Below are 20,797 nucleotides of genomic sequence, written 5' to 3'. Positions count from 1 at the left end.
CGAACAGGACCGCAACATGGCCATCCAAATCGACATGACCCGATACGAGAACCTTGCCGTCGAGGCTCATGACGAGGGGGTTTGGGTCGTAACCCTGAACCGTCCCACCAAACGCAATGCGCTGGATGCAAATACGATCGAAGAACTGGTCGCCTTTTTTTCCACCGCTCCTCGCGCGGGCGTGCGCGCGATCGTGTTGGCCGGGTCGGGGGACCATTTCTGCGCCGGACTTGACTTGATTGAACATCATCAAGCTGACCGCAGCCCAGCGGATTTCATGCATATTTGCCTGCGCTGGCACGAGGCCTTCAACAAGATGGAATATGGCGGCGTGCCGATTATCGCGGCCCTGAACGGCGCGGTTGTGGGCGGTGGGCTGGAACTGGCCAGCGCGGCGCATATCCGGGTGATGGACAAGACGACTTATTTTGCGCTGCCTGAAGGCCAACGCGGACTTTTCACCGGCGGCGGCGCCACTATCCGCGTCACCGATCTGGTGGGCAAGTCGCGCATGATCGACATGATGCTGACGGGCCGGGTGTATCAGGGGCAAGAAGCGGTCGATCTGGGGCTCGCGCAGTACATCGTCGAAGGCTCGAGTTTCGAGAAGGCCCTCGAACTCGCCCACAAAACAGCGCAGAACCTGCCCCTGTCCAACTTTGCGATCTGCTCCGCTGTGAGCCATATGCAGAATATGTCCGCGCTGGATGCCGCTTACGCCGAGGCTGTCGTCGCGGGTGTGGTGAACACCCAGCCGGAAGCACGTGCTCGGCTCGCCGCCTTCGCCGACAAAAGCGCGGCACGTGTGCGGGCCAACTATTGAGATCCGGGATTGGTTTGTAACTGAATTGCCTTCAGGCGGGGCTTGGTCACTAAGGCGGGCACCCCTGTGCAATGGAAGGAATGCGCCGTTCGGGTTGATGAGACGGCGGGTGCCGTTTCAGGAATAACACCCGCGCTCCACCGCCAGCCGCTTCACCAGCGCCGACACCGTGTCGATCGCCGGTGTCGACCGGTCCGTCAGCCGGCCGAGTTCCTGCACGGCGCTGACCAGCGCGTCGATTTCCATCGTCCGGCCGCGCTCCAGGTCCTGCAGCATCGAGGTCTTGTGCTCGCCGACGTCGCCGGCGCCCTTGATGCGTCGGTCGACCGCGATGGGAAAGCGCACGCCCAGGCTTTCGCCGATCGCCTGCGCTTCCAGCATCATGGTGCGGGCGAGCGCGCGGGTGCCGTCGTCGGCGACGATTGCGGCAAGCGTCGAGCCGGTCAGCGCCGAAATCGGGTTGAAGGACAGGTTGCCCCACAGCTTCACCCAGATTTCGCTGCGGATGTCGTCGCGCACCGGCGCCTGCAGGCCGGCCTTGACCATTTCCTCGGCGAGCCGCGTGACGCGCTCGCTCTTCTCGCCGGAAGGTTCACCGAGCGAGAAGCGTCTGCCCTCGACATGGCGGATGAGGCCCGGTGCGTCGACCTCGACGGCGGGATAGACCACCGAGCCGATGACGCGCTGCGGCCCGATCCGCTGCCAGATCGCGCCGCCCGGGTCGACACTGTCGAGCCGGGTGCCTTCGAGCGGCCCGCTCAGTCCGTGAAAGTACCACCAGGGCACGCCGTTCTGCATGGTGACGACCGCGGTGTCCGGTCCCAGCAGTGGTTCGATCTGGTCGAGCGCCGGGGGCAGTGAATGGGCCTTCAGCGCCAGCACGACATAATCCTGCACGCCAAGCTCTTCGGCCTTCGCCGCGGCTTTGACCGGCGCCACCGTCTCCGCGCCGTCCTCGATCAGGCGCAGGCCGCCGGCGCGGATCGCGTCCAGATGCGCGCCGCGCGCGACGATCGACAGATCGGTGCGGCCGGCAAGCGCCAGCTTGGCGGCGAGATAGCCGCCGATGGCGCCGGCCCCGAAAATGGTGATCCTCATCGTCAAAGCCCGAGCTTGGCGGCCAGCCCGATGCGCTGCAGCTTGCCGGTCGCTCCCTTGGGGATCTCGTCCAGGATCAGCACCTTGCGCGGCACCTTGAAGTCGGCGAGCCGCGTCGCGGCGTGGGCGCGGATGTCGCTCTCGGTGGCGATCATGCCTTCGCGCAGCACCACCGCCGCCGCGACCTCCTCGCCAAGCTTCTCATGCGGCATGGCGAAGGTGACGACCTGCGCCACCGCCGGATGGTCCATCAGCACGTCGTCGACCTCGAGCGGCGAGATCTTTTCGCCGCCGCGGTTGATGATCTCCTTCAGCCGGCCGGTGACGCGGAGATAACCGTCCTCGTCGAGCACGCCTTGATCGCCGGTGTGGAACCAGCCATGCGCGAAGGCCGTGGCGTTGGCATCCGGGTTCTTCTCGTAGCCTGCCGTCACATTGGGTCCGCGAATGACGATCTCGCCAGTTTCGCCGGGTTCGAGCAGCCGCCCGTCGGGCGCCATGACAGCCAGTTCCGGACCGGCTGAGGCACCGACGCTGCCCGGTTTGCGCTGACCCGGCGGCAGTCGGTTCGAGGCCATCTGGTGCGCCGCCTCGGTCATCCCATAGGATTCGATCACCGGGCAGCCGAAGGTCGCTTCCAGTTCGGCCATCACTTGCGCCGGCAGCGATGCCGAGGACGAGCGGATGAAACGCAGGCGTGCCGCCGCCAGCACTTCCGCATTGCGCGCCGCCCGCGGCAGGATCGCCTGGTGCATGGTCGGCACCGCCGTGTACCAGCTTGGCTTGGCATCGCCCAGCCACTGGAAGAAGCGCAGCGCGTTGAAACCCGGTGTGCAGTAGATGCTGCCACCCGCTGCCAGCGATGACAGCACCGCCGCGATCAGGCCATGGATGTGGAACAGCGGCATGATGTTGAGGCAGCGGTCGTCGGCGGTCAGGCCAAGCGTGGCGCCGATATGGGCTGCCGAGGCGGCGATGTTGGCATGGCTGAGCGGCACCAGTTTTGGGCGCGATGTCGTGCCCGACGTGTGCAACAGCAGCGCGATGTCGTCATCTCCTACCATGGCGGGCGCCGCCTGTGGGCCGACCGCCGCGCCCTCGATGGTGAAGGAGCCAGCAGGTGCGCCCGCCGGCACGACCAGCCGCAGCACGGCAATGCCGAGACGCTCGGCCACCGTCACCGCCGGTCCGTTCTCGTCGGCGGAGACGAGGATTGCCCTGGCGCCGATATCGGTCAGGTAGAAATCGAGTTCGTCCGCCCGGTAGGCCGGATTGAGCGGCGCCGTCGAGGCGCTTGCCGCCACGGCGACGAAGCTCGTCGCCATCTCCGGCCCGTTCGGGAGCACGATCGCCACACGGTCGCCCCGGCCGATGCAGCGCGCATGCAGCGCCGCCGCCGTGGCACCGATCAGGTCGCGCAGCCCGCCATGGGTTAGGGTGGGCCGGTCAGGCGCCAGGATCGCCGGCGCGTCGTCGGCGCCGGCGGCGAGCGGGCGCGAAAGTCCTTGCGAATTTGCTTTGCTGGTCATGGTCACCGACTGTCGTTCCAATCCGTCAAAATAAGCCGCGACACGCAGATGTGATGCAGCCGGCCATCAATATCCTAGCGCCATCCCGTCCTTGCGCGGGTCGGAGGCGCCGGTCAGCGTGCCCTTTTCCCAGTCGATCAGCACCGCCTGGCCGCCGCCAAGCGGCTGATGCGGTTCGACGGTGCTATGGCCACGCTTGCGCAGGCCTTCGATCGCCTCATCGGGAACGTTGCGCTCAGCCTCCACAATGTCATCGTTGTAGAACACACGCGGCGCATCCAGCGCTTGCTGCGGATCCATGCCGAAGTCGATCATGTTGGTTAGAAGATGAACATGGCCGAACGGCTGGTAGCCGCCGCCCATGACGCCGAACGGCATCACCACGCGGCCGTTTTTCGTCGCCATGCCGGGCATGATGGTGTGCATCGGCCGCTTGCCGGGCGCGATCGCATTGGGATGCGCGGGATCGAGCCGGAAGCTCGAGCCGCGGTTTTGCAGCACGATGCCGGTCTTCGGGCCGACGACGCCGCTGCCGAACGAATAATAGGTCGAGTTGATGAAAGAGACCGCGTTTCGGTCGCGGTCCACCACGGAGATGTAGACCGTATCGCTGCCCTGCAGGTCCAGCTTCGGCAGATGCGTCATGGCACGTTCGGGGTCGATCTCGGCGCGCAGCCGGTCGGCATAGGCGGCGGACAGAAGCTGTTTTATCGGCACGTGAACCTGATCCTGGTCGCCGACGTAGCGGTCGCGGTCCCGATAGGCCAGGCGCCCGGCCTCGATCTCCAGATGCAGGCGCTCGGCGCCGTCGGGGTCGAGTTCGCCGAGCTTGAAGCCCGACAGCACGTTCAGCATGAGCAGCGCCGTCAGCCCCTGGTTGTTCGGCGGCATCTGGTAGATGTCGTACCCGCCATAAGAGGTGCTGACCGGCGTTACATAGTCCCCTTTGGTCGCCGCGAAATCCTCATGCGAATGCAGCCCGCCCAGTTCCTTGAGCCGGCGGACCATGTCGTCGGCGACCGCGCCTTCGTAGAAGCCGGCGCGGCCATGTTTTGCAATGATCCGCAAGGTGGCGGCGAGTTCCGGCTGGCGGTGGATGTCGCCGGCCTTCGGCGCCTGGCCGGCCGGCAGGAAGATGCGCGCGGCATGTTCGTCTGCGGCAAGGTCGATCTCCGGGTCCGCCCAGTCGAAGGCGACGCGGTCATGCACGACATAGCCGTTCTCGGCATAGTGAATGGCCGGCGCCAGCACCTCGGCAAGATCCTTGCTGCCATGGTCGTGAAGCAGCCTGCACCAGGCATCGATGGCGCCCGGCACCGTCACCGCGTGCGGCCCCTGTTTGGGAAGCTCGCTGAAACCCTTGTCCAGATACCAGTCGACGGTCGCACCCGCCGGCGCGCGGCCCGAACCGTTGAAGGCCAGCACGTTGCCTTGCCCTTTCGGGCAGTAGAGGACAAAGCAATCGCCGCCGATGCCGGTCGATTGCGGCTCGACGACGCCTTGTACGGCGGCGGCGCAGACCGCAGCGTCCATAGCATTGCCGCCGGCACGCAGCATCTCGATCGCCGCAAGCGTCGACAGCGGGTGCGATGTCGCCGCGACCGCCTCGGTGGCACGAACCGGCGAGCGGCCGGGAAACTGAAAATCACGCATTCTGTCTCTGTATCCCTTGGTCTGATGGATGCGACGTGGCCGCCACGGCGTAACGCAAGACGGCGGCGGGTCGCTTCGGCTTCTCGACGCAGCGCATGTCGCCAATTCTCCTCGTTATGACACACGCACGTTTCATGCCCGGACCCGATAGGGCGTTAGCCGCGTTTCCAGTGCGTTCAGCGCCGAGATGATTGTGAAATTGAGAGCGAGATAGATCGCGCCGGCAGCCACGAACACCTCGACGGCGCGATAGGTCTGCGAAATAAGCCCCTGCGCGATCCCGGTGACTTCCATCAGCGTGATGATCGATGCAAGTGACGTGCCCTTGACCATGAGGATGATCTCGTTGCTGTAATTCGGGATCGCCTGGCGCAGGGCCAGAGGCAGCACAATCAGGCGCAGCGTGAGCAGCTTCGACATGCCGGAGGCTGCAGCGGCCTCGGTCAGTCCGCGCGGCACAGCCTTTATTGCCCCGCGCAGGATCTCGCTTCCATAGGCAGCTTCATTGAGACTGAGCGCGACGATGGCGCACCAGTAAGGCTCCCGGAACAGCCACCAGATTCCGATAGCCTGGAGCGACGGCCGAAACTGGCCGAGACCATAGTAGATGAGGAAGATCTGTACCAGCAGGGGGGTTCCGCGAAAGACTGCAACGAAGGCACGGATGGGCCATATCACGATGCGGCGTTTTCCCTGTTGGGCGAGCGCGAGCAGCAATGCCAAAAGGAAGCCGATGACCATCGAGGCTGTTGTAAGCAGCAGTGTCAACGGCAGGCCAGCAAGCAGGACGGGAATGATCTCGAGAAAGAAGGCGAAGTCGATCACGCGTGGACCATGCCTCTCCAGGCTCTCGCCTCGCCATAACGGAAGACGGAAGCGGTCACGGCGGCGATGACGAAGTAGAGCGCGGCGGCGGCAATATAGAAGATGAAAGGTTCTCGCGTCGAACCTGCTCCGATCTGCGCCTGGCGCATCAGTTCGACGAGGCCGATGACGGAGATCAGTGCCGAGTCCTTGAGCACCAGTTGCCAGACATTGCCGAGCCCCGGCAGGGCGTGGCGCATCAGTTGCGGCACTATGACGAGGCGAAGCGATTGAGATCGGGACAGGCCGAGCGCCTTGCAGGCCTCGAACTGGCCGCGATCCACGGCCTCGTAGGCGCCGCGATAGACTTCTCCCTGATAGGCGCCCGATATGATGCCGATCGCCAGGACACCGGTGGCAAAAGTCGGCAGCCCGACGAAGCCGGCGCTGCCAAAAAACGTGCCGATCTGCGTCAGGGCGATGCTGCCGCCGTAGTAGAGGAGGTAGATCGTCAGCAAGTCTGGCACACCGCGAAATACCGTGCCGTAGACATGGGCGAGCCAGGCCGGGACGCGGCGGGACGAGAGCCGACCGGCCGCCGCCGCGGCGCCGAAGGTGGCACCGAGGATAAAGCCGAGAACGGACAGTGCAAACGTAACACCGGATGCGAGAAGCAGAGCGGCTCCCCAGCCGCCCTCTTGCAAGCCCAAAATATGCATAGGATTGGTCATGTAAGTCCTAGCCTTTCAGCGCTCTGCCCGACGCAACGGCTCGCGCCGCTCCGCCGGGCAGGTCCGCCCGCGCCTACTTGACCGGAGTCACATCCGTCTTCACCCACTTCTCCGAGATGCGCTTGATGGTACCGTCGGCGATTGCACCGTCGATTGCCGCATTCAGCATCTCCTTGAGCTTGGTGTCTTCCTTGCGCAACCCCGCGCCGGTTCCGCGGCCGAAAATGCCGCCCACAAAGCCCGGTCCGGCGAGGGTGTAATCGGCGAATTCAGGTTTTGAGAGTGTCGCGGCGAGCGCCGTCCGCTGCGCAAAAAGAGCGTCGACGCGGCCGGCGGCGAGGTCGAGGTCATGTTGCTCAGTGGTCTTGTACTCGCGGATTTCCACCGTGTCGCCGAAGTACTTCTTGACGAAATCGAGCATCATCGTGGCCGCCTGTACGCCGACCACCTTTCCTTTCAACATCGGCTTCAATTTCTCGATCTCGGCCTTGGAAGCAGCCTCGTCGTCCAGATTGAACTTCTCCGCGGAAACACCGAGCTTGCCAAGCTCGCTGTCCTTGGCAACTGCGAATCCACCCGGATCGACCGCATAAGGCTGGGTGAAGTCTATGGTTTCGAGCCGCTTCGGTGTGATGAACATGCCGGCCATGATTACATCGAACTTGCCGACCTTCAGCGAAGGAATAAGTCCGTCCCAGTCCTGAGCGATGATGGTGCATTTGACCTTCATCCGCTCACATAGATTGTTGGCGAGCTCGATTTCCAGTCCGTCGAGCTTGCCGTCCGCGTTGGTGAAGTTCCACGGAGCGTAGGCGCCCTCCGTGGCGATGGTTATGGCCTTGGGCGCGTCTTCGGCCAACGCTGTGTGCACGAAGCCGAACATGCTGAGTACAGCCGCAGCTGCGGCCAAACGACTGAATTTCATTTGGTTCCCCTTTTTTTGATAGGCTGATTGAACTGTTCCTGCGCCCGGCCGCATTGCCGGTTCGAGGCCATTTCTGTCCGGCCGCTTGTTTCACCGGCTCGCACTCACAAACTCGGCCAGCAGCGGTGCTGTCCCGAGAATATGATCTTGCATAACCTCTTCGGCATGACGTCCGTCGCCGGAGCGCAAAGCCGCGATCACGGCGGCGTGCTCCTCGCGCGCGGAAAGCGGCTTGTCGGCGTCATCGAACCAAATCCGCATATATGGCTCTATCACCACGTGCAGCGCCGAGATCTGGTGGATGAGCTTGGGCCTCCTGCTGAGCGCACAGATCCGGCCATGGAATTCCTGATGTCGTACCACCCAGTCGCTGCTGCCGCTCTGCCCGGCGCGTTCCATGCGATCGAGCAGGTTTTCGAATTCTTCGAGCGCGTCCTCATCGATCCGTGGCATCGCCAGCCTGACGGCGAGTCCTTCCAAAACCGAACGTATTTCGAAGATCTCGTAAAGCTCATCAACCGTGAGGCCGGCCACGACGCATCCCCGATTGGGGCGCAGAACGACCAGTCCGTCGGAAGCCAGGCGCCGAAAGGCTTCCCGCACAGGCATGCGGCTCATACCGATCTCGGCAGCAATCTCTTCGGGGACTAGCCGTTCACCCGGTTTGTAACGACCGAGGCGAAGCGCCCGCTGAAGATGGCTGTACGCCTCTTCCTCTGCAGTGGCGGACATGCGTGGCTCCACGGAGAAGGCTGCTGGCACTTGGCACCCCGGAAAGTATTTTTGTATCCACGTATCATCAAATCCGGATTTGCTTGAGACGTCAATACCCCGGTAGGGGTGGAGCCGGAGAGGAGGCAAGGGAAGGGCGATCATCGCCCCTTCGTAGGCACGGGCAGCCGTTTGTTCCCAGCAGGGTAATCACAGCGTCGGCCGCCTCCCGGGGGAAATGACCGTTTGCACGCTGCATCACCCGTGTACGTCTGCCCGAATTGCCATCCAATACATTTGGTGCAATCTGCCTTCATGAAGATATCGGGCTCCGATCTCCATCTGTTTCGTGTCTTTGAAAGCGTGGTCCGCAACGGCGGCATGTCTGCAGCTCAGATGGAACTGTCGCTTAGCCAACCTACGGTCTCCAACCATCTGACGGCGCTTGAACAGCGGCTCGGCGTGAAGTTGTGCGAACGGGGGCGTCGCGGGTTTTCGCTGACGGAGGAAGGGCGGCGGGTTTACGAAATAAGTATGGAAATCACCGGGATGCTGGACGCCGGTTCGGCCCGGCTTTCGCGTGTCAGAAGCGCTTTGGCGGGAAAGGTCGGCGTCGGCATTGTCGACTGCCTGGCGACCGACCCAAGTTTCCGGCTTGCCGACGCAATTGCCGAGCTTTCCAAAGCTGCGCCGGAAATCGAGCTAGATCTCAAGATCATGCGCCCCAACGACATAACGAAGGCCGTGGCGGAAAACGAAATAGACATTGGGATAGGTGGCTCCGACATCAAAGTCGCAAGCGTGCAATACCAGATCCTCTACCAAGAAGAGCACGCGGTATTTTGCGGTTCGGCGCATCCGTTGTTTTGCCGAAATGACGAGATAATTACGAGTGCGGAATGCTACGGCCATCCCTGGGTAGAGAGAGGATATTGGTATGGGATTCGGCGTCATCGCTTCGACACCGCCGCCGCGAACCGGGTAGCCTTTGATATTGAGGCGCAGCTCCTGATGGTTCTGTCGGGCGCCTACCTCGGGGTCCTGCCGATACATTTTGCCCGCGTGTTCGAACAGCAGGGGCGTCTTCGCCGACTTCCCATAGCCGACGAGGCTTATTCCGCCGACATCGAGGTCGCCATGCGAACAGGCGAGCAGGCCGCCAACGTCGCCTATGTCCGCGACGCGATCATCAGGGCGCACCGGATGCATTTGTAAAAACCAATGTATCGGTTCTCTGAATGATATTCTTGCCACGCCGATAGCGGTCTAGCCTCTCGCACGGCTTGGCGAAGCGCAGCGCAAAAATGCCACCTGCGGACTTCCCTGCCAAACGTGCAACTTCGACGTGGTTGCAACGTCGGATGTCGATATTTGGCCTTAAGGTATGGAATGAGCACGGACGCTCTGCTGCTTCGCAACCTTCCTGGTTTTTCGCCGGAAGCGACCATGCGCCTCGTGGCAACCCGGTACGGGATCGACGGGACGTACAGGCAACTGGCCTCCGAGCGCGATCTGTCGTGGCGGATCGAGGGCGCCGATGGCCGCGACGTCGTCGTCAAGATATCCAACATAGGCGAACCTGAAGGCGTCGTGGATATGCAGGTCAAAGCCCTGAACCATATCTTCGAGCGCGATCCGTCTCTGCCGGTGCCTCGGGTCGTTCCCTCCCTCGCCGGCGCGCCATATGAATGGATCGAGGACGAGCGCGGCTCCCGGCACATGGTGCGTGTGCTTACTTTCCTTCCGGGGAAGATCATGGAGCAGGTTGAGGAAGCCTTTTCCGCCGCCACTCGGTTCAACATAGGAGCGATGGTAGGGCGGCTAGCATACGCGCTGCGGGATTTTTTTCATCCCTACGCAGGCAGCAATGCGCACCTCTGGGACATTTCACGTGCCCTGGCCTTGCGCCCGCAGATAGCAAAGATCTCCGACGCCACGCTTCGGCAGTTGTGCGAGGAAATCTTCGAGCGCGCCGAGCGCTATACCCTACCCCAATTGTCGAAGACGCGTCGTCAAGTCGTGCATCAGGATTCGCATAGCGGCAATGTCCTGGTCGATCCCAACGACAGCACATCGCCGGTGGGCATCATCGATTTTGGCGATATGGGCCACAATTCCATTGTCGCGGACATTGTGACCGCTTCAGAGACTTTCGCGGACTTCGATGACGATCCGATCGCCTACCTTTGCGACGTGACATCTGGTTTCGATTCGACATACCCGCTCGAAGAAAACGAGATCGATCTCCTTTACGACGCGCTGCTCCTGCGGCTGGCCATGGCCACCGTCATCGTGGAAGCGAGAGAAGCCACCGATGAAGCCGGCATCCCGCATATCGACAACGCCGGCCGCTACCCTCGGATGATGGAGTTGCTGAGCCGTCAAGGTCGTGCGCAGGCGGTCCGGCGGCTTCGTCAGGCATGCCGGTTTCCGGTGTATGGCGCCATGAGCAAAGATGGCGAGCACCTCGCAACTGACTATGACGTGCTCAGGGACGAGCGCGGAGCTCACCTGGGACCGATATGGCATTTCTACAACATGCCATTGCACATCACCCGCGCCCGCGGAGCCTGGATGTATGCTGCCGATGGCACCGCCTATCTGGATGTCTACAACAACGTCCCCCAGATCGGTCATTGTCATCCGCACGTGGCGAAAGCGATCTACCGTCAGGCCAGCGCGCTGAACACCAATACCCGCTATATGTGCGACGTGGCTGTCGAGTACGCGGCGCGCCTGACCGCCGACTTGCCTGATCACCTCGACACCTGCATCTTCGTCAATTCGGGCAGCGAAGCCAACGACCTGGCGATGCAGATAGCCATGTCGCTCAGCAGGCAGGACGGGGGTCTGATAATTGACCAAGCTTACCATGGATGCACGGAACTGACGACGGCCCTCTCCAATGAAAGCTGGCGTCATCTTCCCGCTGACGAGCACCCCAGACGCATTGAGACCCTGACGGCCCCGGATATGTATAGGGGCCCTTTTTCCCGCGACCCCCAAGCGGCAGCGAAATATGCTTCCGACGCCGACAGGGCGATAGCCGCCTTGCGCGAAAGAGGCCACAGGCCGGCGGCATTCATGGTCGACACTGCCCTGTGTTCGAGCGGGGTGCTGCGGGCGCCTGAAAACTACTTCAATCTTGTGGCGGAAAAGGTCCGGGCGACGGGCGGATTCGTCATCGCGGACGAGGTGCAGGCCGGTTGTGGCCGCATGGGAACTTTTTGGGGTTTCCGGGCAAACGGGCTCAAGGACGAAAACATCGATTTCATAACAATGGGCAAGCCGGTTGGAAACGGCCACCCCCTTGGCGTCGTCATTCTCAGCTCGGAATTGATGAAGCGGTTCCTCAATGGCACCTACCCGCTGTTGTTTAGCACATTCGGCGGCAATACCGTCGCGTGCGCGGCCGGCATGGCCGTGCTTGATGTCCTTGAGCGAGAGGACCTGATCAAGCGGGGCGCCGCCATCGGCGAGTATCTGCGCCAGGAGCTTGGGCGCCTGGCCGAACAGCACCCCGTGATCGGCGACGTACGCGGGCTTGGAATGATGACTGGCGTGGAATTGGTGACGGATCGCCTGACCAAGGAGCCGGCCATCACACTGACCGAGCGACTCATCGACGACATGCTTGCCCGCAACATCCTCATCGGGAAAGGCACGCCCAACACGCTCAAGTTACGCCCCCCGCTGATTTGGTCGCGCGGCGAAGTCGACATCCTCGTCAACGCTTTCGATGACAGCTTGAGAAAGCACCAATGAGGCCGCCAATGCCTTTGCTGGAGAACGGGTGACAGTCTCGCAGACAATCGGGAGGGGAGGGCAACGCCACTCTCCTTGCCTTCGAGAATGGAGCAACGGCCTGCCACCAGAATGGCGGGCGCCACAACAGGAGAATCTTCATGAAGAAGGAACTACTCGGACTGGCTGTCACGATGACGGCCGTCCTGTTTTCCGCAGGCGTCTCGTTGGCGCAGGACAAGGTCGTCAACGTCTACAACTGGTCTGATTATATCGACAGTTCCATCCTTGATGATTTCACCAAGGAGACCGGCATCAAGGTCGTCTACGATACGTTCGATTCGAACGAAATTCTTGAAACCAAGTTGCTTGCCGGCGGCTCCGGCTATGACGTGGTTGTCACGACCGGACCGTTCCTGGCCCGCCAGATTCAGGCCGGCGTGTTCCAGAAGCTCGACAAGTCCAAGCTGCCGAACCTCAAGAACATGTGGCCCGACGTGATGGCTCGCCTGGCCAAGTATGACCCGGGCAACGAATATGCCGTCAACTATATGTGGGGCACCACCGGCATCGGCTATAATGTCGACAAGGTGAAGGCAGCGCTCGGCGACGTGCAGATCGACAGCTGGGACGTGCTCTTCAAGCCAGAGAATGCGGCCAAACTAAAGGACTGCGGCATCAATATCGTCGATGCTCCGGAGGAGACCGTGGCCGTTGCCATGAACTATCTCGGCAAGGACGGCGACAGCAAGAAGAAAGAGGACCTCGAAGCCGGCGGTGACATCTACACGAAAATCCGATCCTACGTCCGCACCTTCAACTCTTCTTCCTACATCAACGATCTGGCGAATGGCGATAAATGCATCAGCATCGGCTGGTCGGGCGATGTGCTGCAGGCCAAGAACCGCGCCAAGGAAGCCAAGAACGGGGTCAACGTCGAATACCTGATCCCCAGGGAAGGCACCTATATGTGGTTCGATAACCTGGCGATCCCCGCCGATGCCAAGCATGTCGATGAGGCGCACGCCTTCATCAACTACCTGATGCGGCCGGAAGTCATTGCCAAGTCAACCAACTATGTCCAGACGGCCAACGGCAATCTCGCCTCGCAGAAGTTCATCGACGAAGCGGTGTTGAAGAACCCGTCGGTTTATCCGCCGCAGGAAACGCTGAAGAAGCTCTTCACGATTTCTCCGTACGGATCCAAGGAGCAGCGCGTCCTCACCCGCCTCTGGACGCAGATCAAGACGGGCAGCTAAACGGGATATGGATGGGGCGGTCGCCGCCCCATTTTTCCAGCGGCGCCCCGAGGTGCGGGTCTGTCGCCACACTGACAGGCATGCGCAGAAGAATGGCGGGGACATGCCGGAATCTCTTGGCGGGTAACGCGCAGATTCACACCCGCGGGCGGATCCGAATGCGGAGCCATCCATATCAAATCGCCGACTTTGCTTCGAATTAAAATAGGGAGGAACAATGCCGTTCCCGGATCTAATCCAGCCCGAACTGGGCGCTTATGTCAGCAGTGCCGGCATGCCGGACGACTTTGCCCAATTCTGGACGTCGACCATCGCCGAGGCCCGCCAGGCCGGCGGTGAGGTCAGCATCGTGCAGGCGCAGACGACCCTGACGGCGGTCCAGTCCTTCGATGTCACCCTTCCGGGATACGGTGGTCATCCAATCAAAGGATGGCTGATCTTGCCGACGCATCACGAGGGACGGCTCCCCCTCGTCGTGCAGTACATCGGCTATGGCGGCGGCCGCGGCTTGGCGCATGAGCAACTGCATTGGGCGGCGTCAGGCTTTGCCTATTTCCGAATGGATACACGCGGGCAGGGAAGCGACTGGAGCGTCGGTGAGACCGCCGATCCCGTCGGCTCGACCTCGTCAATTCCCGGCTTTATGACGCGTGGCGTGCTGGACAAGAATGACTACTATTACCGGCGCCTGTTCACCGATGCCGTGAGGGCGATAGATGCTCTGCTCGGACTGGACTTCGTCGATCCCGAACGCATCGCGGTTTGCGGTGACAGTCAGGGCGGCGGTATTTCGCTCGCCGTTGGCGGCATCGACCCGCGCGTCAAGGCCGTAATGCCCGACGTGCCATTTCTGTGCGACTTTCCGCGCGCTGTGCAGACTGCCGTGCGCGATCCCTATTTGGAAATCGTTCGTTTTCTGGCCCAGCATCGCGAAAAGAAGGCGGCAGTCTTTGAAACGCTCAACTATTTCGACTGCGTCAACTTCGCCCGGCGGTCCAAGGCGCCGGCGCTGTTTTCGGTGGCCCTGATGGACGAAGTCTGCCCGCCCTCTACCGTGTATGGCGCATTCAATGCCTATGCAGGCGAAAAGACCATCACAGAGTACGAATTCAACAACCACGAGGGCGGGCAGGGCTATCAGGAGCGCCAACAGATGACGTGGCTCAGCAGGCTGTTCGGTGTCGGCTGATGTTGGCTGCCCAGCACGTTTCGCGGCATCGCAGGCTCGCGCCGGCCATTTGTATTGAGCGGCGTTGACGTCAGGTGGGTCGTGCCGCTTAAGGAGGCTATGCGGACGAGGCGGCGTAGAACGCCGCCTCTGCCCCTGATCAGACATGCCTTGGTGAAGCTCTGCCGCTCCCGAAAGGCATTGGTTCATCCTCCACAAGGATGTCCTTCTTGCGGGCAAAGGCGACGAAAATGCCTCTTGCCGTTTCACTATCGACATCACCCGCCAAGGCGGCCTTGCAAGCGCGAATTGCTGCTTTCTGTTCCGGGCTGTTGCCGCACCAATCGACGGCGAACTGGTAGGCGTCGGCGACAGTGTTCAGTTGACGGGGAAAGCCCAGTCCGACCCAGACGCGGACCGGCTTTTCGAAGGAGCTGGACAGCATGGCGACCTCCCTCAGGCAACTTAAGCGACCACTCCGCCACCTTGGCCGCGATTGCCGCGGACCATCCAAGGCAAGGCAGTGGTCACTTCCTCATGGATATTGGCCGACTTTGCGAAGCCACAGAAGGCCTCCCTGGCGGCCGTCAGCGGATAGTCGCTGTCGAAGGTTCGCTGGCAGGCGCGCAGCGCGGTTTCATAAATGGTGCCGCGTCTGCTCTTGGGCCACTCGTAGGAAAATCCAGGGCGTCCTCGATACAAGCGATTTCCTGGACGAGACGGTTCCCATTCTTCACGAAAACGGAGCTGTCGAATATCCGATCGTTCATAGGATCCTCCAAGTCGAACGAACAACTGAATTTTTAATGGGCTGGGACCGACAGCGGCCCGCCCAGCGAGCGATATGGGTTTGTGGATTTTGATCGTCAAGGGCTCAGACGGGGGTCTCCAACAGAGAAAAATGGCCCGCCCGTACGAGCGAACCCGACTCGCGAAGCCGTGTTGGGTATGTGGCTTTTTATACGTGCACGAACGCTGGCCGGGCGCCGAACTGTCCTCAGCTTCACGCTGGACAGACACCGAGGTGAGGACCAGCCTTCCGGCACGGGTCAGCGCAATTCAGAAACTCCGCGCGCGTCGTGCCGGTTTGTATAGGAAGCGTGCTCGCACATCGCCAGTACTGGTGACTTGCCTGCCCGCCGCTCGATCGCGAGTGGAACATTAGATGATCGTACTCACTTCGCGCATCCTTCTTTAAACGTATTGTCCAGGAACGGCGGACGGTTGGCGACGACCTTACCCGGGTTCATGATCCCGTGAGGATCAAGTGCTGTCTTGATCGCCCGCATGAGCCGCACCCTGTCGCGGCTCAGGGAGGCGCTCGGCGATCCGGTCTTGGTGCCTGCACAGGCGCGGCGGCAACCGGCTGGGCCTCGGTCAGGAAAGACAGCACGGCCGGGGGTAGTGTTGCGGAATTGGGCGCATAGATGCCGCAACGCGATATAAGACTCCTCTTGTTGACGCGTTTCCCCAGATAGTGCCAGACGGTGCGGGTGGCGTAGGGCAGATTGTTGGCTCGCCACGATATGCCCATAGTAATGCCCCGCAGGTAACGCCGCTGGTACGTTTCGAACGGCATGAGGATCGTCTGTCCAAAGGTAGGGGCCTCGCCGCGCGTCAGTTCCGTCAGGAAGATGCGCTCGTGGCGATACGCCGCGAGCCCGACGTACCGTGAACGCTGCACGATGCCGTTTTCGGCATCTTCGATGCGCTCAAGCGAGGAAACCAGAACTTGTCCGCCATTTTCGCGCAGGTGAGCGCAGGCGCAGACGATCCGGCCAGGCCAGGACAGCGATGTGTGCCACGCCTGGTAGAATCCGAGATAGGGTTCGAGTGCATGCAGGTCGCCCGGAAAGGCATCCGCTAGCGGGCCTGTAAGGTCGGCGTGTCGGCGCCGCTCGCCCAATTTGCTGCGGAACACGCCCGGAGGAAGGTCGAAATCGACTGGTTCGAGGCCAAAGGCTGCCGCGATCGTCAGGAGATTATGGGCGGAAGGAAGGGTTCCTCCATTGAGATAGCGGTTGAACTGCTGCCGGTTGATACCGATGGTGCGGCATAGATCGGATACCGATCTGTGGGTGCTGCAGGCAAGCCTCAGGTTGTTGCTGAAATTGGCCCATGGCTTGCTCATGGAGCCAGTATAAACTCGCTTAAAAACGCTTCAAGCGACGAAATTGCGCTGACCCGGGCTCGGCCTAGTATCGGCCACAAGGCTTCACTCCAAGGGGAACCCAATGAGCGCTTCCAGCAGGTTATCGAGTCTCTCACGCCGTGATCTTCTTCAAGCGGGGGTTGCTCTGGGCCTTGTCGCAGCCGCCGGCTCGCTGCCGTCGCCGGCCGCGGCGCAAACGCCGGTGCGCGGCGGACAGTTGCGCCTCGGACTCGATGGCGGCGCCTCCGCCGATACGCTGGACCCGGCCCTGGCGTCCGCCAGCGTCAATTTTGTCATCGCGCATTGCTGGGGCGATACGCTGGTCGAATCCGATCCCAAGACGGGCGCGGCGGTTCCCTCGCTGGCCGAATCCTGGTCCCCGTCGGCCGACGCCAAGGAGTGGACGTTCAAGATACGCAAAGACGTTCGTTTCCACGATGGCAAGGCATTTACCGTTAGCGATGCAGTCGAGACCTTGCGCCGCCACGCCGGAAAGAAATCGCAATCGGGCGCACTCGGCCTGCTGTCCGGGATAGACCGCATCGAGGAACGCTCGGGCGACATGGTGGTGACGCTGAAGGAAGCCAATGCTGACCTGCCGCTGATATTTACGGATTATCATCTTCAGATACAGCCGGGCGGTGGCGTGGAAAAACCTGCGGCAGCGATCGGCACCGGTCCCTACAAGCTGGCTGCATTCGAGCCGGGTATTCGCGCCGCTTTCGAAAAAAACGAGGACGACTGGCGCCAGGACCGGGGCTACGTCGACAGCGTGCTTATTACCGTGATGAACGACCTGACCGCGCGGACCAGCGCCTTGCGGTCCGGTCAGGTCGATTTCATCAGCACCGTCGAACCCAAGATCGTGCCGCTGCTGAAGCGGGTTCCGGGCGTCGAGATCCTGCGCACCTCCGGCAAGGGGTTCTATTCCTTCCTGATGCGTTGCGACACCGCGCCCTTCGACAACAATGATCTGCGTCTGGCGCTCAAATATGCGATAGACCGCGAGGCTATCCTCAAGGGGGTTCTGGGCGGGTTCGGCACCATTGGCAATGATTACCCGATCAACGCCAACTATGCGCTCGCGCCTGCCGACATAGAGCAGCGCAATTACGATCCCGACAAGGCTGCATTCCACTTCAAGAAGTCCGGCCTTCTAGATCCAATCCTGCTGCGCACCTCGGAAGCGGCGTTCCCCGGCGCAGTCGATGCGGCCCAGCTTTTCCAATTGAGCGCGGAAAAGGCCGGTATCAAGATCAATGTGCAGCGCGAGCCGAGTGACGGCTACTGGTCGGAAGTCTGGAACGTCAAGCCGTTCTGCACCTCCTTTTGGGGTGGTCGTCCGACGCAGGATGCGCGCTATTCCACGTCCTACGTTTCCAACGCGGAGTGGAACGACACCCGCTTCAAGCGGCCCGACTTCGACAAGATGGTGGTTCAGGCGCGCGGTGAACTGGATGAGACCAAGCGGCGCGTACTCTACCGTGACATGGCGCTGATGGTGCGAGATGAGGGCGGCCTGATACTGCCGGTGTTCAACGACTTCATCAACGCCTGCACGAGCCATCTCAAGGGTTTTGTTCCCGATATTGGCAATGACTTTTCCAATGGCCGCATCGCCAGCCGGGTCTGGCTGGAGGCTTGAACCGGGAAATGATCGTGCCTTTCCGGCGGCGGGATAGTGTGCTTGCCACCGCGTGGAGGTTTTGTGGTTGATCGCATGACGAACAGGAATGTCCGTGTCATTGAAAATGAGTGGATCGTCCTGAAAGACGGCACCCGGCTCGCCGCGCGCATCTGGATGCCCGAAACGGGTCCTGGCGGGGTGCCGGCTGTGCTCGAATTCCTGCCTTATCGCAAACGCAACGGCACCGCCGCGCGTGACGAGTCCACCTATCCGGTCTTCGCCGCGGCCGGCATCGCGGGCGTGCGTGTCGACATTCGCGGTTGCGGAGAATCCGACGGCGTGATCGATGGCGAATATACCGCGCGCGAGCTAGCCGACGCCGTCGAGGTTATCGAATGGATCGCTGCGCAGGACTGGTCGAACGGCAATGTCGGCATGATGGGAATTTCCTGGGGCGGGTTCAACGCGCTTCAGGTCGCGGCTCTCAAACCACCAGCTCTCAAGGCCGTGATTTCCCTGTCGTCCACCGTCGACCGCTACAATGACGACATCCACTACAAGAACGGCGCGCATCTATCGGCGCAACTGTCATGGGCGGGGACGATGACTGCCTTCCAGTCGCGGTCCCCCGATCCCGATCTCGTCGGAGAACGCTGGCGCGACATGTGGCTTGAGCGCCTGGAAGGCGAGCCGTTCTTCATGGAGGAGTGGCTGTCCCACCAACGCCGCGACGACTTCTGGCGTCACGGTTCGATCTGCGAGGACTTTGACGGTTTTTCCGTTCCCGCACTGGTGATTGCCGGATGGGCCGACGGCTACCGCAACACGCCCTTGAAGGCGGTCGCCGGGATGCCGGAAATGGCCTGGGGCCTGATCGGTCCATGGGTTCACAAGTATCCGCATTTCGCCTATCCGAAGCCCCGCGTCGATTTTCATGCCGAGGCAATTTCATGGTGGCGGCATTGGCTGTGCGCAGAAGACAACGAGGTGGAGAATACGCCGAGGCTGCGTGCTTATATCCTGGACGGGCCGCGACCCGGCCGCCGGCGCGAGACCGACCCGGGCTATTGGGTTGCCATGGACAGATGGGACGTTCCCGACACACTCGTCCTTAGCCTGGACGCCTCGGGCAGGCTTGCTCGGTGTAATTCATCGCGTGCTGAAGGAAATACCCTCCTGCACTCTCCTCAGGATACGGGCACCGCTGCGGGAGAGTTCTTCACGCTGAAGCCGGATTCGGAAATGGCCGGCGACCAGCGTATCGACGATGCTGGATCGATCACCTTCGACAGCGCCGTCCTTGCTGAGGAATGCGTCGTGTTTGGCCAGCCGCTCGCAAAGCTGTCGCTTTCCAGTGATGCCAACTTTGCCAACCTTGCCGTCAGGCTCGTCGACGTCCATCCCGACGGTGTGGCGACGCGCGTCAGCTACGGTGTGCTCAATCTAGCGCATCGCAGCGGCAATGCCGAACCACAGCCTCTGAAGCCGGGCGAGACGGTCGAAATCGAGTTGGTGCTCGATGCGTGCGGCTACCGTTTTGCGCCCGGCCACCGTCTGCGTCTGTCCTTGTCGAGCGCCTATTGGCCGACGATCCTGCCGCCGCCCTGCGACGCGACGCTGACGATCGATCTTGCCACGCTGCGATTGGAGCTGCCACCGCTTGGCGAGCATCGCAGGGTCGAAATCCCGCAGCCATCCAATCCCGATCCTCTGCCCCGTTACGAGGTCTTGACGGACGGATCGTCGGGCCGCTCTGTTGAACGCGATCTGCAAAATGGCGTGACGCGCTACCGAGTGCACCAGGATACAGGTCTTAGCCGCCATCCGGGCAACGGCTTGTGCACGCGCGACATCCGGCAGGAGGTATGGTCGACAGCGCCCGATAACCCGCTATCGCTGACGGCAGAGATCCGCTGGACGTGCCATGCCGAGCGGGAAGGCTGGCGAACACAGAGCCATTGCACCACGCATCTCTCCTGCACGGCGACCGAATGGGTGGTGTCGGAACGGATCGAAGCACTGGATGACGGCCGCAAGATGTTTGAGCGCGAGCGCAATTCCCGCATCCCGCGTGACCACATGTAATAGATCGCCTATCGCCGCGCTGCGGCAATGCCGGGCATTTCAGCCGGGTGTTTCGCCGGCACACCGGCATCACCCCAACCGAGTAAGGCATCCGAATCGATGCGCAAGCGGCTCTACCAACGCGTGAACTAATGGTGACGTGAGTTCGTAATCGGATGGAGCTGCTCCAACTCCGATTTCTGCTCGATACTCCCGAAATCCGAGATGCCGCTATTTCCCCAAGCCCGGAATTAATCTCGTTCATCGTCCTTAGGTTCACCAGCCCATACGAGAGAATACGAGGGAAACGGGTTGGCGAACCATCCGCTAACGTATTGATTTCTTGTCGAAAACGATGACCCTCCGGGCCCACCATCCAGTCCCCCCGTTTTTCGGGGTTTTCAACCGTATCAGAATAGCTCCGACATTTCCGGGGGTTAGCTGCGGGTGGTCGCCAACACTTGGCTGAGACGACGCTGTGAGCGCCCCAAACCCCCGACTTTTGGTCG

General features: G+C 61.6%; 18 protein-coding genes. 7 read left to right on the top strand and 11 right to left on the bottom strand.

Features of this window, described 5'->3' with window-relative positions; translation table 11 throughout:
• Positions 1 to 16: 16 nt before the first annotated feature.
• Positions 17 to 823: a crotonase/enoyl-CoA hydratase family protein gene (locus AC04SH_RS32400; protein WP_488577836.1), complete on the top strand. Its 807-nt coding sequence runs from the start codon at positions 17 to 19 to the stop codon at positions 821 to 823.
• A 117-nt stretch (positions 824 to 940) separates the two neighbouring features.
• Here the strand turns inward: AC04SH_RS32400 and AC04SH_RS32395 are convergent, their stop codons facing one another.
• The 7 genes from AC04SH_RS32395 to AC04SH_RS32365 form a co-directional block, all read right to left on the bottom strand.
• Positions 941 to 1,921 (bottom strand): 2-dehydropantoate 2-reductase, encoded by a 981-nt coding sequence (locus AC04SH_RS32395; protein ID WP_488577835.1) that lies wholly within the window; start codon positions 1,919 to 1,921, stop codon positions 941 to 943.
• Positions 1,922 to 1,923: 2 nt separating this feature from the next.
• On the bottom strand, positions 1,924 to 3,450 hold the full coding sequence (locus AC04SH_RS32390; RefSeq protein WP_488577834.1) for an acyl--CoA ligase: 1,527 nt from the start codon (positions 3,448 to 3,450) through the stop codon (positions 1,924 to 1,926).
• A 66-nt stretch (positions 3,451 to 3,516) separates the two neighbouring features.
• The gene (ggt, locus tag AC04SH_RS32385) at positions 3,517 to 5,103 is read right to left on the bottom strand and encodes a gamma-glutamyltransferase (protein ID WP_488577833.1); all 1,587 of its coding nucleotides are present in this window, start codon (positions 5,101 to 5,103) and stop codon (positions 3,517 to 3,519) included.
• A gap of 132 nt (positions 5,104 to 5,235) precedes the next feature.
• Positions 5,236 to 5,928 carry an ABC transporter permease gene (locus AC04SH_RS32380; RefSeq protein WP_477231872.1) on the bottom strand — a complete coding sequence of 231 codons (693 nt, stop codon included), beginning with the start codon at positions 5,926 to 5,928 and terminating at the stop codon, positions 5,236 to 5,238.
• Complete coding sequence (locus AC04SH_RS32375; protein WP_488577832.1) at positions 5,925 to 6,638, bottom strand: ABC transporter permease; 714 nt, start codon at positions 6,636 to 6,638, stop codon at positions 5,925 to 5,927. The genes AC04SH_RS32380 and AC04SH_RS32375 overlap by 4 nt, the downstream gene beginning before the upstream one ends.
• Before the next feature lie 73 nt (positions 6,639 to 6,711).
• Positions 6,712 to 7,563, bottom strand: a complete 852-nt coding sequence (locus AC04SH_RS32370; RefSeq protein WP_488577852.1) for a transporter substrate-binding domain-containing protein — start codon at positions 7,561 to 7,563, stop codon at positions 6,712 to 6,714.
• Between the two features lie 90 nt (positions 7,564 to 7,653).
• Positions 7,654 to 8,295 (bottom strand): GntR family transcriptional regulator, encoded by a 642-nt coding sequence (locus AC04SH_RS32365; RefSeq protein WP_488577831.1) that lies wholly within the window; start codon positions 8,293 to 8,295, stop codon positions 7,654 to 7,656.
• Between the two features lie 294 nt (positions 8,296 to 8,589).
• Between AC04SH_RS32365 and AC04SH_RS32360 the strand changes: the two genes are divergently transcribed.
• The 4 genes from AC04SH_RS32360 to AC04SH_RS32345 all read left to right on the top strand — a co-directional run bounded on the left by AC04SH_RS32360 (position 8,590) and on the right by AC04SH_RS32345 (position 14,466).
• Positions 8,590 to 9,489 (top strand): LysR family transcriptional regulator, encoded by a 900-nt coding sequence (locus AC04SH_RS32360; RefSeq protein WP_488577830.1) that lies wholly within the window; start codon positions 8,590 to 8,592, stop codon positions 9,487 to 9,489.
• Between the two features lie 174 nt (positions 9,490 to 9,663).
• Entirely contained in the window at positions 9,664 to 12,039 is a 2,376-nt protein-coding gene (locus tag AC04SH_RS32355; protein WP_488577829.1) for an aminotransferase class III-fold pyridoxal phosphate-dependent enzyme, read from the top strand.
• Between the two features lie 140 nt (positions 12,040 to 12,179).
• Complete coding sequence (locus AC04SH_RS32350; protein WP_010914485.1) at positions 12,180 to 13,277, top strand: polyamine ABC transporter substrate-binding protein; 1,098 nt, start codon at positions 12,180 to 12,182, stop codon at positions 13,275 to 13,277.
• Between the two features lie 217 nt (positions 13,278 to 13,494).
• Positions 13,495 to 14,466, top strand: a complete 972-nt coding sequence (locus tag AC04SH_RS32345; RefSeq protein ID WP_488577828.1) for an acetylxylan esterase — start codon at positions 13,495 to 13,497, stop codon at positions 14,464 to 14,466.
• Positions 14,467 to 14,605: 139 nt separating this feature from the next.
• Here AC04SH_RS32345 and AC04SH_RS32340 read toward each other — a convergent pair whose 3' ends face one another.
• From AC04SH_RS32340 to AC04SH_RS32325, 4 genes are all read right to left on the bottom strand, one after another.
• Positions 14,606 to 14,890 (bottom strand): DUF982 domain-containing protein, encoded by a 285-nt coding sequence (locus AC04SH_RS32340; RefSeq protein ID WP_010914487.1) that lies wholly within the window; start codon positions 14,888 to 14,890, stop codon positions 14,606 to 14,608.
• 20 nt (positions 14,891 to 14,910) lie between these two features.
• Positions 14,911 to 15,315 carry a DUF982 domain-containing protein gene (locus AC04SH_RS32335; protein ID WP_488577827.1) on the bottom strand — a complete coding sequence of 135 codons (405 nt, stop codon included), beginning with the start codon at positions 15,313 to 15,315 and terminating at the stop codon, positions 14,911 to 14,913.
• A 305-nt stretch (positions 15,316 to 15,620) separates the two neighbouring features.
• A complete protein-coding gene (locus AC04SH_RS32330) occupies positions 15,621 to 15,734 on the bottom strand; it encodes an FAD-linked oxidase C-terminal domain-containing protein (protein WP_488577826.1) in 114 nt (37 codons plus the stop codon).
• 20 nt (positions 15,735 to 15,754) lie between these two features.
• Positions 15,755 to 16,576, bottom strand: a complete 822-nt coding sequence (locus AC04SH_RS32325) for a helix-turn-helix domain-containing protein (protein WP_488577825.1) — start codon at positions 16,574 to 16,576, stop codon at positions 15,755 to 15,757.
• Positions 16,577 to 16,679: 103 nt separating this feature from the next.
• On the opposite strand from AC04SH_RS32325, the gene AC04SH_RS32320 reads away from it, so the two are divergent.
• Together AC04SH_RS32320 and AC04SH_RS32315 are read left to right on the top strand one after the other, a co-directional pair.
• Positions 16,680 to 18,242, top strand: coding sequence for an ABC transporter substrate-binding protein (locus AC04SH_RS32320; RefSeq protein WP_488577824.1), 1,563 nt, complete (start codon positions 16,680 to 16,682; stop codon positions 18,240 to 18,242).
• A 75-nt stretch (positions 18,243 to 18,317) separates the two neighbouring features.
• Positions 18,318 to 20,309, top strand: coding sequence for a CocE/NonD family hydrolase (locus AC04SH_RS32315; protein WP_488577823.1), 1,992 nt, complete (start codon positions 18,318 to 18,320; stop codon positions 20,307 to 20,309).
• Positions 20,310 to 20,797 lie beyond the last annotated feature (488 nt).

This window comes from Mesorhizobium sp. CNPSo 4688, assembly GCF_057784295.1.
Note: the sequence above shows the minus strand (reverse complement) of the source record. Positions and strands in the feature narration are given on the sequence as shown.

Coding starts and splice junctions, on each gene's coding strand:
- AC04SH_RS32395 (WP_488577835.1), bottom strand. CDS start 1,921: ATGAGGATCACCATTTTCGGGGCCGGCGCCATCGGCGGCTATCTCGCC.
- AC04SH_RS32320 (WP_488577824.1), top strand. CDS start 16,680: ATGAGCGCTTCCAGCAGGTTATCGAGTCTCTCACGCCGTGATCTTCTT.
- AC04SH_RS32360 (WP_488577830.1), top strand. CDS start 8,590: ATGAAGATATCGGGCTCCGATCTCCATCTGTTTCGTGTCTTTGAAAGC.
- AC04SH_RS32330 (WP_488577826.1), bottom strand. CDS start 15,734: ATGCGGGCGATCAAGACAGCACTTGATCCTCACGGGATCATGAACCCG.
- AC04SH_RS32390 (WP_488577834.1), bottom strand. CDS start 3,450: ATGACCAGCAAAGCAAATTCGCAAGGACTTTCGCGCCCGCTCGCCGCC.
- AC04SH_RS32325 (WP_488577825.1), bottom strand. CDS start 16,576: ATGAGCAAGCCATGGGCCAATTTCAGCAACAACCTGAGGCTTGCCTGC.
- AC04SH_RS32340 (WP_010914487.1), bottom strand. CDS start 14,890: ATGCTGTCCAGCTCCTTCGAAAAGCCGGTCCGCGTCTGGGTCGGACTG.
- AC04SH_RS32345 (WP_488577828.1), top strand. CDS start 13,495: ATGCCGTTCCCGGATCTAATCCAGCCCGAACTGGGCGCTTATGTCAGC.
- AC04SH_RS32315 (WP_488577823.1), top strand. CDS start 18,318: ATGACGAACAGGAATGTCCGTGTCATTGAAAATGAGTGGATCGTCCTG.
- ggt (WP_488577833.1), bottom strand. CDS start 5,103: ATGCGTGATTTTCAGTTTCCCGGCCGCTCGCCGGTTCGTGCCACCGAG.
- AC04SH_RS32355 (WP_488577829.1), top strand. CDS start 9,664: ATGAGCACGGACGCTCTGCTGCTTCGCAACCTTCCTGGTTTTTCGCCG.
- AC04SH_RS32400 (WP_488577836.1), top strand. CDS start 17: ATGGCCATCCAAATCGACATGACCCGATACGAGAACCTTGCCGTCGAG.
- AC04SH_RS32375 (WP_488577832.1), bottom strand. CDS start 6,638: ATGACCAATCCTATGCATATTTTGGGCTTGCAAGAGGGCGGCTGGGGA.
- AC04SH_RS32370 (WP_488577852.1), bottom strand. CDS start 7,563: ATGAAATTCAGTCGTTTGGCCGCAGCTGCGGCTGTACTCAGCATGTTC.
- AC04SH_RS32350 (WP_010914485.1), top strand. CDS start 12,180: ATGAAGAAGGAACTACTCGGACTGGCTGTCACGATGACGGCCGTCCTG.
- AC04SH_RS32365 (WP_488577831.1), bottom strand. CDS start 8,295: ATGTCCGCCACTGCAGAGGAAGAGGCGTACAGCCATCTTCAGCGGGCG.